General features: G+C 56.3%; 15 protein-coding genes. 6 read left to right on the forward strand and 9 right to left on the reverse strand.

Annotation, left to right across the window (positions count from 1 at the left end; translation table 11 throughout):
• The first annotated feature begins 52 nt into the window (after positions 1 to 52).
• The 3 genes from NW849_RS00780 to NW849_RS00790 all read left to right on the forward strand — a co-directional run bounded on the left by NW849_RS00780 (position 53) and on the right by NW849_RS00790 (position 2,628).
• Positions 53 to 589: a thioredoxin domain-containing protein gene (locus NW849_RS00780; RefSeq protein ID WP_414355496.1), complete on the forward strand. Its 537-nt coding sequence runs from the start codon at positions 53 to 55 to the stop codon at positions 587 to 589.
• Positions 590 to 694: 105 nt separating this feature from the next.
• Complete coding sequence (locus NW849_RS00785; protein ID WP_414355497.1) at positions 695 to 1,621, forward strand: fatty acid desaturase family protein; 927 nt, start codon at positions 695 to 697, stop codon at positions 1,619 to 1,621.
• Positions 1,618 to 2,628 (forward strand): alpha/beta fold hydrolase, encoded by a 1,011-nt coding sequence (locus NW849_RS00790; RefSeq protein WP_011434449.1) that lies wholly within the window; start codon positions 1,618 to 1,620, stop codon positions 2,626 to 2,628. The genes NW849_RS00785 and NW849_RS00790 overlap by 4 nt, the downstream gene beginning before the upstream one ends.
• Before the next feature lie 17 nt (positions 2,629 to 2,645).
• Here the strand turns inward: NW849_RS00790 and aroQ are convergent, their stop codons facing one another.
• From aroQ to NW849_RS00820, 6 genes are all read right to left on the reverse strand, one after another.
• Positions 2,646 to 3,143 (reverse strand): type II 3-dehydroquinate dehydratase, encoded by a 498-nt coding sequence (gene aroQ, locus NW849_RS00795; protein WP_049749607.1) that lies wholly within the window; start codon positions 3,141 to 3,143, stop codon positions 2,646 to 2,648.
• Positions 3,121 to 3,252 (reverse strand): hypothetical protein, encoded by a 132-nt coding sequence (locus NW849_RS00800; protein WP_011434447.1) that lies wholly within the window; start codon positions 3,250 to 3,252, stop codon positions 3,121 to 3,123. Before NW849_RS00800 ends, aroQ begins: the two co-directional genes overlap by 23 nt.
• Positions 3,253 to 3,420: 168 nt before the next feature.
• Positions 3,421 to 5,370, reverse strand: a complete 1,950-nt coding sequence (locus tag NW849_RS00805; RefSeq protein WP_414355498.1) for an acetate--CoA ligase family protein — start codon at positions 5,368 to 5,370, stop codon at positions 3,421 to 3,423.
• 382 nt (positions 5,371 to 5,752) lie between these two features.
• Positions 5,753 to 6,625: a glycosyltransferase gene (locus tag NW849_RS00810; protein ID WP_414355499.1), complete on the reverse strand. Its 873-nt coding sequence runs from the start codon at positions 6,623 to 6,625 to the stop codon at positions 5,753 to 5,755.
• Positions 6,626 to 6,901: 276 nt separating this feature from the next.
• The gene (locus tag NW849_RS00815) at positions 6,902 to 7,126 is read right to left on the reverse strand and encodes a hypothetical protein (RefSeq protein ID WP_414355500.1); all 225 of its coding nucleotides are present in this window, start codon (positions 7,124 to 7,126) and stop codon (positions 6,902 to 6,904) included.
• A 422-nt stretch (positions 7,127 to 7,548) separates the two neighbouring features.
• A complete protein-coding gene (locus tag NW849_RS00820) occupies positions 7,549 to 7,698 on the reverse strand; it encodes a hypothetical protein (RefSeq protein WP_414355501.1) in 150 nt (49 codons plus the stop codon).
• A 134-nt stretch (positions 7,699 to 7,832) separates the two neighbouring features.
• Between NW849_RS00820 and NW849_RS00825 the strand changes: the two genes are divergently transcribed.
• Positions 7,833 to 9,077 (forward strand): Era-like GTP-binding protein, encoded by a 1,245-nt coding sequence (locus NW849_RS00825; RefSeq protein WP_414355502.1) that lies wholly within the window; start codon positions 7,833 to 7,835, stop codon positions 9,075 to 9,077.
• On the opposite strand, the gene lipA is transcribed toward NW849_RS00825, so the two are convergent.
• The 3 genes from lipA to NW849_RS00840 form a co-directional block, all read right to left on the reverse strand.
• Positions 9,074 to 9,928 (reverse strand): lipoyl synthase, encoded by an 855-nt coding sequence (gene lipA, locus NW849_RS00830; protein WP_414355503.1) that lies wholly within the window; start codon positions 9,926 to 9,928, stop codon positions 9,074 to 9,076. The genes NW849_RS00825 and lipA overlap by 4 nt on opposite strands.
• A gap of 207 nt (positions 9,929 to 10,135) precedes the next feature.
• A complete protein-coding gene (locus NW849_RS00835) occupies positions 10,136 to 10,633 on the reverse strand; it encodes a DUF4079 domain-containing protein (protein WP_414355504.1) in 498 nt (165 codons plus the stop codon).
• A gap of 46 nt (positions 10,634 to 10,679) precedes the next feature.
• Positions 10,680 to 11,693, reverse strand: coding sequence for a phosphotransferase enzyme family protein (locus NW849_RS00840; RefSeq protein ID WP_414355505.1), 1,014 nt, complete (start codon positions 11,691 to 11,693; stop codon positions 10,680 to 10,682).
• A gap of 359 nt (positions 11,694 to 12,052) precedes the next feature.
• Here NW849_RS00840 and remA point away from each other — a divergent pair, with 359 nt between their 5' ends.
• Together remA and gmk are read left to right on the forward strand one after the other, a co-directional pair.
• Positions 12,053 to 12,322, forward strand: coding sequence for an extracellular matrix/biofilm regulator RemA (gene remA, locus NW849_RS00845; RefSeq protein WP_414330335.1), 270 nt, complete (start codon positions 12,053 to 12,055; stop codon positions 12,320 to 12,322).
• Positions 12,323 to 12,421: 99 nt separating this feature from the next.
• Entirely contained in the window at positions 12,422 to 13,069 is a 648-nt protein-coding gene (gene gmk, locus NW849_RS00850; RefSeq protein ID WP_414355506.1) for a guanylate kinase, read from the forward strand.
• Positions 13,070 to 13,276: the final 207 nt, after the last annotated feature.

A 13,276-nucleotide genomic window follows, 5' to 3' on the forward strand; every position in this document is an offset into this window, starting at 1 on the left:
CGGTGAAGGCGAGGGCTGAGGTCAGATCCAGCGGATGGCAAGGTGAGGAAAGATGAAGGAAGACTGGGCAAAACGGTTGCGCAACGGGCTGGTTGCCGCGGCAGCTGTGCTCTTAGCGGTGGGTTTGTTTTTGGCCAGCCAGGGTCGTCAGGCGGGCAGCAACCTAGAGGCTCTAGCCCAAGAAGCCATACCTTGGGAGCAAGCTCAGGCCAATGGCAAGCCTTCTTTGGTGGAGTTCTACGCCGATTGGTGCACCACCTGCCGAGCGATGGCGCCCCTCCTGGCCAATCTCAAAAAGGAATTTGCCGATCAAGTCAACTTTGTCATGCTCAATGTGGATAATCCCAAGTGGCTGCCGGAGCTGAGCCGCTACCGGGTGAACGGCATCCCTCATTTTCTGTTTTTGGATCGGCAGGGAGAAGTGCTGGGATCGGCGATTGGCGAACAGCCGCCGCCGATTTTGCGGGCCAATGTGTTGGCTCTGGCAACCGGACAGCCCCTGCAGTTGACCAATGCCGGGCCAGTGTCTGCGCTGGAGCGGAGCGGGCCTATCCTCCCCAATCAGCCGGATCCCCGCAGTCATGGTTAGGAGTTTGGTCCAGGGTTTTGTTGTCTTGGACACAGGCGGAAAGGTCTGGCCTCGGTTTGATATTGGATAACTTCTATCCATTCTCGTAGCTCACAAGAACAGGCCATGGCTGTCGAGACAACACCGATTTTGCCGGATCCGCAACGGTTGATCCCGAGCGAGCGCCTCAGACAACTGAATGTCCGCTCCAATTCAGCCGGGCTCCGGCAGCTTTTGGGACATTTGGCGGTGATGGCGGTGAGTGGCAGCCTGTGGGTGACCCAGAAAGGTGTCAATGGCTGGATTGCCCTGCCGGCGCTGGTGGTTTACGGGGCCAGTTTGGCGACGATGTTTGCTGCCTTGCACGAATGTGTACACCGCACCGCTTTTTCCAGCCGAAAACTGAATGACGGGGTAGCCTGGGTGGCGGGCTTGCTCTCGTTTTACAACAGCACTTTTTATCGCCGATACCACAAATGGCACCACCGCTATACCCAGATTCCGGGCAAGGATCCGGAGCTGGAGGATCCCAAACCCCAGAGCTGGCCGGAGTATTTGCTCGAGCTGAGCGGCTTGACTTGGTGGATCGGCAAGGTGAAGACCTACATCCGCATAGCCAGCGGCCAGTTGCAAGGCTATCCCTACATTCCTGAATCGGCCCGCCAAGAGGTCATTCGTTCGGTGCGGTTGCAGCTAGGGATCTATGGCCTTGGGAGCTTGCTCTCCTTTCTGCTGGGGGATCCCTGGATAGTGTGGCTGTGGCTGTTGCCTTTGGCGGTAGGGCAGCCGATCTTGCGCTTCATTTTGCTGGCAGAGCACACAGGCTGTAGCCAAACCGAGGATCCCTTCTCCAATACCCGTACCACCCTTACCCTTTGGCCAATCCGCTTTTTGATGTGGAATATGCCTTACCATGCTGAGCATCACCTTTACCCCTCCATTCCATTTCATGCTTTGGCCGATGCCCATCAATACCTCAAGCCCCATCTGGCTCATCTAGGGCAGGGGTATGTGCGGGTTCATCGTCAGGTGATTGAACAATTTCAGGCATGACTCACTACACCTGGAGCCTGAACGATTTTCAGCTACAGTGCGGGATCCAACTGCCCCAAATCACGCTCGCCTACGCCACCTACGGGACTCTTTCCCCCCGAAAAGACAACCTGATCCTCTACCCCACCTCCTATGGGGCTCAGCATCCCGACCTGGAGTGGCTGATTCGTCCCGACGGCATCCTCAACCCGCAGCGGTGGTTTATCCTCATTCCCAATATGCTGGGCAATGGCCTTTCCACTTCCCCCAGCAACGATCCAGCCTGTGGCTTGCGGGAAGATGGCTTCTGGTTTAGCCACTGGGACAATGTGCGCCTGCAGGAGAGCCTGATTCGCCAACACTTTGGGATCGAACGCATCCGCCTGATCTACGGCTGGTCGATGGGGGCTCAGCAAGCCTATCACTGGGGATCCCTGTTTCCTGAGCGGGTGGAACGGATCGTAGCCCTCTGTGGCACCGCCAAGACCACAGTTCACAATCGGGTTTTTCTGGAGAGTTTGCGCTCAGCCCTAACTGCCGATCCCGCCTGGAACGGTCGTCGATTTACGGGTGTCCCAGAGCGGGGTCTGCGAGCTTTTGCCCACATCTACGCCAGTTGGGCTGTTTCCCAGCCTTTTTTCAACCAAAAATGCTATGAATCCTTGGGGTATGCCTCTCTCGAAGATTATCTAGAGCGAGGCTGGGAGGCCAATTACCGCCGCCGGGATCCGCAGAATTTGCTATCGATGATCGAAACTTGGATCCGCTGCGATATCAGCGACAACCCCATTCACCGGGGAGATTATCGGGCAGCTTTAAGGGCAATTCAGGCCCAAACATTGGTGATGCCCGCCCAAACGGATCTGTACTTCACCCCAGAAGATTGTCGGGCTGAGGCAGAATGGATCCCGAACGCGGTTTACAAGATCATCCCCTCCATTTGGGGGCACCGGGCCGGTAATCCTCATCAAAACCCCGAGGATGAAGCTTTTATTCGCACAGCCGTGCAGGAGTTCCTGGAGAGCTGAGGGCACCTACACAGATCCTACACAGATTGCAGGCGCAGGTGTTGCACCAGAGCCTGTAGTCCCAACAGGTAGCTTTGTGCCCCAAAACCACTGATTTGCCCAACCGCTACGGCGGCGATGTAAGAGTGCTGGCGGAAGGGCTCGCGGCGATGGATGTTGCTTAGGTGGACTTCCACAGTGGGCAATCCTACGGCTGCAATGGCATCTCGGAGAGCAATGCTGGTGTGGGTATAGGCCCCAGGGTTGATCAGAATGCCGACATGCTGCTGGCGGGCACGGTGAATGGCATCGATGAGCACCCCCTCATGGTTGGACTGGAGAATCTCCAGCTTCGCCCCTAGCATTTCTGCCTGCCGATGCAGAGCCTGATCGATCTGCTCTAGGGATACTGAGCCGTAGATGCCCACCTCTCGCACCCCCAGCAGGTTGAGGTTGGGGCCATGCAGTACCAAGAGGCTGAGAGGCTCGCCGCCGGGGGCAATGGCAGTCGGATTAACGACGACGATGGGATCCATCTTCTACCGGAATGGGAGCAGGTTGAGGCTGGGGGTTCCCCAGCAGGGTGTCGATCACACGTTCCACCCATTCCCGGATCTTTTCCAGCACCTTTTCTACCCAATCCATCCGATCTGCCTCGCGAGGTTTTACGAAGGGAGTTTATTCGACGGAATTCTATGATAGCGCTTCTTTCCGAGGGGTGTAGAGCTGACCGGCTGGCCGGCCTTTTTCCCCAGCAGGGATCCCTTGTTTTGCCTACCCTTTTACAAGAATCTGAAGAAAATCCAAAACCCCTCAGCCAGACCAGTTCTTCAGCATCTGGCTAATGGTTCTGCAGATGATCCGCAGGGTCATGGAGCGCAGCAGGATCCCCATCTGAAGGTCTGTCCCCGGCAATTCAAATCGCTCCGCCTGGCCCGCCACCGTCAAAGTTAGGGTGGATCCCCGCTGCAGGAAGAGGGCGCCGCCGGGGTTGAGATCCCGTTTCAGGGTTTGCAGCTCTTGATCGGAGGGATCCCGCAGCACCACCAGATCGCTGCCTTCGTAGGCCAAGCCCTCCCGCTCCAGGGTCTCTTCGTCGGCTTCCGCCAAAAGCAGATCCAGTTGGGGATGGCGCAGCAGGGTTTTCACCTGGCGAAAGAGGCTGCCCTGCAGGGGTCTAGAGCTGTGGTTTAGCAGCACGCCCTCCCGACAGACGGATCCCACACATGCGTTGGGGCGGTGGGACAAAATATGCTCCACCAAGGTGTGCGCCTCCGCCAAGGTGAGGCGGTTAAAGGTCAAAATCGGGATGCGGGCCGTCTTGGGAAACAGATGGTCGAGGATTGCCCCCGGCACATCCACTCCCGCGCCAATTGCAGGCTTTTGGTGCATGAGCACACCTGGCGCAGCATTGATCTCGATGATCCCCAGGGATCCCTCCTTCCAGGAGCGCTCCAGGCTGGGGGCAATGACATCGATGCCCAAGCACACCAGCGAGAACTGCTGGGCAATGGTTTGGGCCAAAACCACGTTGTCGGGATGGACGGTGGCCGTGACATCGCGGCTCACTCCTCCCGCCGAGAGATTGGATACCTTGCGCAGATAGACCGTCCGCCCCGGTTCCAGCACACTGTCCACTGTCAAGCCTTGCTCTGCCAGAAAGCGCTCCATTGCCTCATCCCATTGGATCGGCCCCAGGGGAGAAGTGGGGGTATCCCAACGGACGGGATCCCGGTTGGCCTGCTCGATGAGCTGCCCGATGGTGCTTTGGCCATCTCCCGTCACTGAGGCGGGGCGTCGTTCCGTGGCCGCCACAAAGCGGCCTCCCACACACAACAGGCGAAAATCGGTGCCCTGCAGATGCTTTTCCAGGATCAGCCGGATGGGCTCCTCAGGGGGAAGGGCTGCCACGGCTACCTCGTAGGCAAAGGCCAGTTCTTCTGGGGTTTGAATGCCTGCTGTTACCCCTATCCCCTTGTGGCCGGCCACCGGCTTGAGCACCACCGGATAGCCGATTTCTTGCGCTTGCTGCAAAGCTTCTGCCAAAGAGGCGACCACCTCTCCCTGGGGCACGGGGAACCCTTGCGCCGCCAGAAAGGCTTTGCAATCGTCTTTGCGGGTGGTGAAGTCAGAGTCGAGATGGCTGTCGCAGTGAAAGGTGGTGGCCACCCCTCGCACCTGGTTGCGACCATAGCCATACTGCATCACCCCTTCATCCCATAGGTAGTAGGTAGGGATCCCGCGTTCGTGAGCAGCCCGCAGGAGGGCATAGACCGTCGGCCCGCCGTACACCGAGTTGCGAAACAATTGCTGCAGGCGGCGCATCTCCCCTTCAACGTCGAAGGGCTCCCCTTGGGCGATGGCTTCCAGCCAATCCCAAGCAAAATAAACCGCGGCACGAGTGGTACGGCCATGCAAGGTCTGCACCGCGATGCGCACATACTCTGGAAACAGGTGACAGCTCCACTTCTGCAAGTGGAGATCCATCTGCAACCGGTTCACCTCCGTCACCAGCCGGGCAAACAAGTGGGCGTAGGAAGGATAAGATCCCTCCTGCAACTGGGGGAAATGGAAGCAGACCTTGGACAGGTAGACATCAATGGGCAGCGGCTGTGGGCACTGGGTAAGGGCAAAGTCGAAGGTGAAAGCGGCTGTATTGAGATAGGGGTTAGGGCCGAGATAATGCTTCAGGTTGAAAATGTCGAAAACATCCGACTCGCGCGCGTTGATGCGGGGCACGCCCGCCGCCTCCTGCAAAACCATAGCCGGCCTCAAGAGAAGGGAAACAACGACCTCAGCGCGGGGAAAACCCAGCTCTCCCGGCTGGGGCCGCTTCCATTATTCCCGATCCGGCCCCCATCCCCGGCGGCTTGCCCTCGCAGCACAAGGGATCCCGGGCAGCTTTTTGCCTGTTAAAGCCCCTTTGGAGAGTTAAGTACAAGAGTTCCAGTCGAGCAGGATAGAAGGCAGGCCTGGGTCTGGATACCCCGGTAAGCTGCTGCTCCCCCGATTCCTGCTTGTGGATTTCTTGTAGGCTAAATCCTATCGTGAAGTATCTGACGGATTAGAGTTCCCATTCTTCTATTAACAGCCGACTAAGTAAATAAGTCCTTTGTGTTGGAGAAAGCAATTTGATTTTCACTTCCTAAAATAAAGACAAATCTAGAGGAAAAACAAAACCGAATTTTGTCAATTGGTCGTCTGTCTTTACAATAAGAAGATCCCACTTTTCTTTGACATAAGAGTTTATATTGGCTACGTGGAGACGAGACAGGATTTTTCCATCGCTTGGGAGATCAGATAGGGGGAAACCAGGCTCAACATAGAGATCTAACCTCTGCAGGTCTAGCAAATCGGCCACAATCACTGGAGGACAGTTCCGGCCAACGAGCACCTTTGGCTGCTCCTGCAGTCGATGTAGCTCCTGAGCAGACTCGTAAATAGCCAGACGTGTGTTTATCAAATCCCTAGAGGAGGTGCTGATAAGAAAGCGGGGATCAGATTTTGCTGCGTAAAAATCGGGCAGCTCTCCATTAAATATCCAATTCATTAGATCGGCCATTCGATACTTTGGATGCCAGTCGGTAAAAAACTTCTCATAAGCTCTTTTGGCAATCTCTATTGCTGATTCAGGGTTCTCTAAGTAAAACTTAATCTTTTCTACTAGCTCCGAATAAGAGTTGTAGGTATCGCAATATAGTCCGGGAACTAAGTACTCATCAAAACCAGATGCAAATGAAAGGCGATCTGTCAATAGAAAGCCCCCTGCAGAGATAATTTCAAGGTTCCTCAAGTTAATGTCGCCATTTAGGCTACAGTTAAAAGAGATCAAGGAGTGGGCAAATAAATGAGCTCCCTCTTCTCTAGTTCCTGACTTAGCAATCAAAGGCAAACCCGCTTCTCTCAGAGCATTGATCAGGAAAGAGCGCCTTGGGTGAAAGCCACCGATTTGGCCAAGGAAAGCAATTCTGTTTTCTCTTGTCTCTACCCACTCATGAGTGACCACGTACATATTCATCAAAGGCAGCCACGCCGCATTTTGGATCCCTGCTGAAACAAACCAGTGTAGATGCTGCCGATTGTAAGTAGTGACTACATAGTCAAAGTTCTCTTGGCTGCAGTAATTTAAGAGATAGTTAATAGGTGCTATTCCGTGACCACATAGAGGAGATACCCAATGGGTATCTCCAGATAACAAAACTGTTGGACAGCCGAACTTTTTGGTGTTGAAAGGTTTACATGAGTCGAAAATAGAAGAGTTAACTACTACTAAATCAAACTCTTTATCTTCAATCTAATTCGAACGATGCACAAACTCGTAAAGATCGTAGTCTCCCAAGGGGCACTCAACCAGCCCCTGAGGAATGCTGTAAAAGTTAAGGCCACACCCCTTCGCTGCCCATCCCGGACACAGGGTTACCTGCTTATTGGAAAAAACCGGGAATGTGAGGTAGTCCACCGCATTTTGCCATACTAAGAGAACTCGCGGCTGTAGAGCCTCAGCTTTAGAATTTTCCATGGCTTGCTCGTGTACTTAGCATGAATAGCGCTTACCTCAAAACTTCTTGGCACAGGGCGAATTGTAGCATGTAGAGATGTTGAGAGCAAGATTAAGCTCCTGCAAGGAAGACAGAATGTAGCATCCTATTCCTTTCCCCGCCAGAGTTACAGTTATTCCGCCTCTCCTGCAGCGGGCAGAGAAAGCTTCGTTGGCTTTCCCCTGGTGCTCGGTGCTACTTTTGGTCTCCGATCTGCCACGCGAATGCGACTGCCCTCAGCCCCTCTCCCGCAACTAGGGAGGGGAGACTGGGTTCGCCAGCTGCAATTCGGAATAGAAATCTCCCAAGCTGCTCGGTCAACCCCAAACGCTATTCAAGACGCCTTTCGACGCCATTTGTGGTGGGTGCGCATCCCAAAAACCACTCAGGCAAGCCAATTGAACTAACGAAGAGTACTTAGAAGCACAACATCCATAACCAGCAGCGCCCCAGCAAAGGCCAGCAGGCTGCGCACGATCTGGCGCTCTTGCTTAGAACGATGGGATCCACCCACACGAAGCCATTTCAGAGATTGGGGAAGGCGGTACAGCATAGGAGATTCGGCGGAACCCTAGGGTGATCATGCCCTATTTTGTGGGGTTTGGATTCCCCACGCTGGGGGGGAGAAACGGCTAGCCCTGAGGGGCAATTCCCTCTAGAGTGAGGGTTAGTCCATTGCCCCTGTCTATGACCACTCCCTTGACCCAAGCCGAAACCGTTTTGCAAAGGTGCTGGGATCATTGGCAATCTCTGGCCAGCCGTCGGGATTTACAACCGGAGTTCAGGGCTCTATCCACTTTGCGCAAGCGCCTCACCGCGCGGCTGTTTTCCATTGCGGTGTTTGGGCTGGTCAACCGTGGCAAGTCGGCCGTCCTGAACGCCCTAACCGGCGAGGAGCGATTGAAGGTGGGCCCCCTCAATGGGGTCACTCAGCAGCCCCAATCCCTGCTGTGGCAGCCGGAGCCAGGGATCCCTTGGCGGGTGAGGCTGGTGGATACTCCGGGTTTGAACGAAGTGGAAGGAGAAGCCCGCGAACAGTTGGCCTGGGATGTGGCCCGCTCGGCGGATTTGATCGTGTTTGTCATCGCCACCGACCTGACCCAGTTGGAATACCAAGCTCTCTCGGAGCTGCGCACTCTATACAAGCCCATCCTGCTGGTGTTGAACAAATGCGATCTCTACTCCGAAGCGGAGTTGCAGGCCATTTGTGCCCAGATCAGCCGCCACCTAGGCTGGGTATCGCCGCAGGAGATTTTGACCGTGGCCGCTTGCCCAAAACCTCTGAAAGTCCGCACCCACTGGCCGGATGGCCGCATTACTTTGGAATGGGAACGGCCTGCACCCCAAATTGAAGCCTTGCGGGGGCGAATTCTGCAGATTTTGCAAACCGAGGCGGGATCCCTCCTGGCTTTGAATGTGTTGAAGCGGCTGGACCGGGTTCAGGCCCAGATTCTGGAAAAACAGTGGCAGCACCATGCCCCCTTTGTGGAGCAATGGGGCAGGATTTTCGCCCTTGGCAAGGGGATGGGGGTGGGCTTAGCTCCGCTGGGGTTGGATTTGCTGTTGGCCCCGCTGCTGGATGGTCTTTGGCTGCTGGGCTTGGGAGTGCGGCTTCACCTACCCCGGACGGCCTTGTGGAGGGGGCTGGTCTCCTTTCGCGAGGGGCTGTGGCGACCGCTGCTGCTCAATGGGGCTTTGCTGCTGCTAGCAGAAGGAGTAAGTTCCTGGCTGTGGGGAGACTGGGGCAACGGCCTTTTGCCGGGTCTGGTGGCGGGGATCAGCTTGTACCGCCTGGGATCCCTGGCGCCGCAGGTGCTCAGCCAGTTTGCAGCACAAGCGTTTGGCCTGGAAGCGGGCTTGCGTGCCTTGATTGAACAGGGAAGACCGGCTGTATCAGACCGCACAACCTCCCTGCCAGGTTTTCTCGCCTAGTTCTCAACCATTTCAGCAGCGTGGTAGGAGCTGCGCACCAATGGCCCCGAGCGCACCTGGCGAAACCCCATCCGACGGGCTATCTGGCCCAGCTCGGCAAACTCCTCCGGAGTCCAGTAGCGTTCCACAGGGCGATGCGCCAAAGAAGGCTGCAGGTATTGCCCCAGGGTCAGACGGTCGCATCCCACCGCCAGCAGATCCCGGAAGGTTTCCAGCACTTCTGCGCGGGTCTCCCCATGCCCCAGCATCAGCCCAGACTTGGTGGGTAATCCAGGATTCAGCTCCTTGACCGTTCGCAAAACCCGCAAGGACAAGTCGTAGCCGGAGCTGCGCCGTACTGCCTGGGAGAGGCGTCGCACCGTTTCGATGTTGTGGTTGTAGCAAACAGGCTGGGCAGCCACCACACGGGCAATGCACTCGCGATCCCCGCGAAAGTCGGGGGTGAGCACCTCGATCTGGGTGCCGGGGCAGCGCCGCCGAATTGCCTCGATGACCTCCACAAAGCGACCGGATCCCTGGTCGGGCAGATCGTCGCGGGCCACCGAGGTGAGTACCACATAGCTGAGCCCCAGCAGCTCAACCGCCTCGGCCACTTTCTCCGGTTCTGCGGGATCCAATGGTGCGGGCCGTCCACTGGCCACCTGGCAAAAAGAGCAGGCGCGGGTGCAGATCCCTCCCATTAACAGAAATGTAGCGGTTTTTTGGCTGTAGCACTCGGCTCGGTTTGGGCAGCGCCCCTCTTCGCAAATGGTGTGCAGGCCCCGCTGCTTGATCACCTGCTGCACCGCTGAAGTCTCGCTGGCTTTGCCGATGGAACGCTTGACCCAATTGGGAAGAGGGCTAACCGACATGGGAAGAACCATTGCGTTGAAGCTGGGTAGCAGCAGCAAGATAGCGCCCTTCTACAGTCGAAGGATGCAGCGCCTGCTTTGCCATTCTGACATGACGAAGCCCCGAATTTAGAAAAGGGCAGGACTGAGTCTGTGAGCTTCTCGGTTTGCACCCGCGAATCAAAGTCCTCACAGCGCTCAGCCCTGTTCAGTGGGTTTTCAGGGAGGCTAGGCCACCTGGGGAGGTGTGGTCAGCATTTGGTCGACGATGCGCTGCACAATCTGGAAGCCGGTCACCGCCTGCCAACCCAAGATCGCCAGGATCACCACGTTCAATAGAATATGCACGTTGCGCGCCCAGACTTTTTGCCCGTCTTTCATCAGCGGTGCCAGAGCCGCAGAGCTGGCCACCAAGGCCACAATGCCCAACCCGGCCAGCAAGTGAGGCCCAACAAACAGCTTGCCGTTGTTCAGGTAGGTAACCCCCATGCCGCCCAGGGCTCCGAACACCATCAACAACAAGAACAGGGATCCGGCAAGGAAATGCCGCTGACCAAACTTCCCTTTGATCAGCTCCTTGCGTTCTTCTGCCGAGGCAGTGCGCACCCGTCGCGCTTGCAGACCCAGGTAAAGGGCATACAAGGCCAGCGCAAACGCCAAAATCATCAGCACAGGATGAAAGAAGGGCAAGGCCAGCTCTAGCCAGCGGGGAAGTTGAATGCTCATAGAGACCGCGGGAAGAAAGAGGAAGATGCCCCTAAATTAACATAAGTTAATCTCTCTTTTGCCGCTCATGAGACCAAAGGGCGCGCATGGACTCCAACAGTTGAGGCACCCTCTGGGTGAGGTCTTGATATAGGCAAATTTGCTGTTGGCAGCGGGCCAGGTTATGGGCCTTGCGGCTGGGGTAGCGTTGGGGATCCCAATTCCAGTAGGCGTCTTCAAACCAATCCTGCAAAAAGCGCATCCCCAATTCCAGGGTAATCAGTTGGATCCCTTGAATGATGAGTTCTGGTTGTAGGGCGTGCAGGTTCCCGGTTTGGGCATAGCCCCGCAACCCGGCCAGGATTGCCTCGGGCTGAAGGGTATTTCCTCGTTTACCCCAGGAGCGCAGGGCATCCCCCAGTTCAACATAGAGGTTGTGATACATGAAGGTGTCCAGATCCACCAGGCCCACAAATCGCCCCTGCTCATCGAACAAAAAGTTGTTGAACTTGAGATCGGCGTGGATGATTTGAGTTGGGATCCCTGAGGGCAGCAGAAGATTCGGCACAGTTTCGATTAAAAACTGCCATTCTGCCTGCACTTCTGGCACCGGTTCGTGCTGGCGTAGCTGTTGCCAAAGGTGAGCCGTATCGTGAAAATACGGGATCCGGAAGCGGAAACGGTATTGCATTTGGGCCAAGAGTCGATGCAGGTGTCCAACGGCTGCCCCCGCCTCTTCCAGATAGCCCCAATTGGGAGGGGCTGAGTGACAGGATCCCGGCAGACAATCCATGACCCGCCACAGTCCTTCTGCCCAGGCCAAGTGCAGGGATCCATCGCGAGCGCGGCGGAATTGGGGGACGGGGAAGCCGTGTTGTCTCAACCATTGGCCGATGGCTTGACCATCTTCAGTGACAGCAGGATCAAATCGGGGGTGAAGGCGCTGGGCGATGAAGGATCCCTCAGAGGTGATGAGTTTCCAGGTTTGGTGAATGAGGCCCACTCGGATGGCTTCGGGTGGCTTTGGATCCCCCAGTTGAAAGTGCTGGACAAGGGGATCCAGCCAAGTCAGGTCAAGCATAGGCAAGGAAGAAATCTATTCAAGCTTGGGGTGCTGGGTCGATCTTTTCGTTTTCAGAGCTGCCTCAAACTGCTTACCACAGCGGCGGCCTTTGAGGCTTACAGTTCAAGTTCTATTGAAGTGGCTTCATGTTGACGATTTTACCGTCCTCGATAAACAGGGCAAGTTGTTTGGGAGGGTGCAGCTTTTTATGGGACCACAGCCTTTTTGCGGCTCACCCGAACGGGATTTGTCGCCGAAACCCACTGCCCCATTGGCCGAGAACTCAGGTGTCGTTGTAGCAAACCCGCGAAAGAGCCCCATTTGCTACCTTAATGAAGGTCGCTGGCCGGACAGCCGTTAGGTTCGCTCATCACCCCATGGATACCCGCCTAATCAACATTGGCTTTGGCAACATCGTCGCCGCTGGGCGTGTGGTCGCCATTGTCAGTCCCGAGTCAGCTCCCATCAAACGCATCATCAGCGATGCCCGCGAGAGGGGCCAGTTGGTGGATGCTACCTATGGTCGTCGTACCCGCGCTGTCATCATCACCGATTCCGGGCACGTCATCCTCTCCGCCATCCAACCCGAAACCGTTGCCAACCGCTTCCTGACAGCCAAGCCCGGTTTGCCAGACGAAACCGAGTGAAAGCCATCGCTGTGAGCCGTCTGAGGAACCAGGAGTGAGATATCCTAAAACCAACCCAAACAAGTCAATTGCCCAGCCGTCTTGCGTCGGTCTCTGTCTATGCCAGCCTCTCCTACCCCAGTTCCCTCTGAGTGTACGCAGCAGCAGGGATCCCTTCCGGCTCCCACCCCGCGCGGTCGCTTGGTGGTTTTGACAGGGCCCAGTGGAGTGGGCAAAGGTACGTTGGTCAGCCAGTTGCGCCAGCGCCACCCCGAGTTGTATTTCTCGGTTTCGGTCACCACCCGCCCCCCCCGCCCCAGCGAACAGGAAGGCGTCAACTACTACTTTCGCAGTCGGGAGGAATTTCTCAACTTGATTGAAGCCAACGAGCTGTTGGAATGGGCACAGTATGCGGGCAACTTTTACGGCACTCCCCGCGAGATCGTGTTCCAAAAACTCAATCAGGGTCAGGATGTGCTGCTGGAAATTGAGCTGGCGGGGGCCCGTCAGGTGAGGCAACAGTACCCAGATGCCATTCGCATCTTTCTCTGTCCCCCTTCTCTGGAAGAGCTGGAACGTCGCATCCGCGAGCGCGGACAAGACTCAGAGGCCAGCATCGAGCGCCGCCTGGAACAGGCCCGCAAGGAATTGGATGCCCAAGACGAATTTGACTACGTGATTGTCAACGACAACCTGGAGCAAGCGCTGCAGGAGCTGGAAGCCCTGCTCTATCCCCCCTCTCCCTCTTCAAAGGAGCAGCAGCCCTAGCTTCTCCAGCCCCTTCCCGGAACGCTGGTGTCGGTGGTGCAGTGGCTCCAGATTGGGCCTAGGGTTAACTTTCGGTTAAGAAAAAAGCTGCTGGGGAGGGTAGTTTGGCTTTACCAAAAAACTGGGTCTGAAGCCCCGCCCTAAGGCCTACGGCCCGCTGACGCGACCAGGGCGGCTTTTATCTTGCTAGACCTTTGATAAAGTAGG

Source organism: Synechococcus sp. R55.3, assembly GCF_047461975.1.
GTDB lineage: Bacteria > Cyanobacteriota > Cyanobacteriia > Thermostichales > Thermostichaceae > Thermostichus.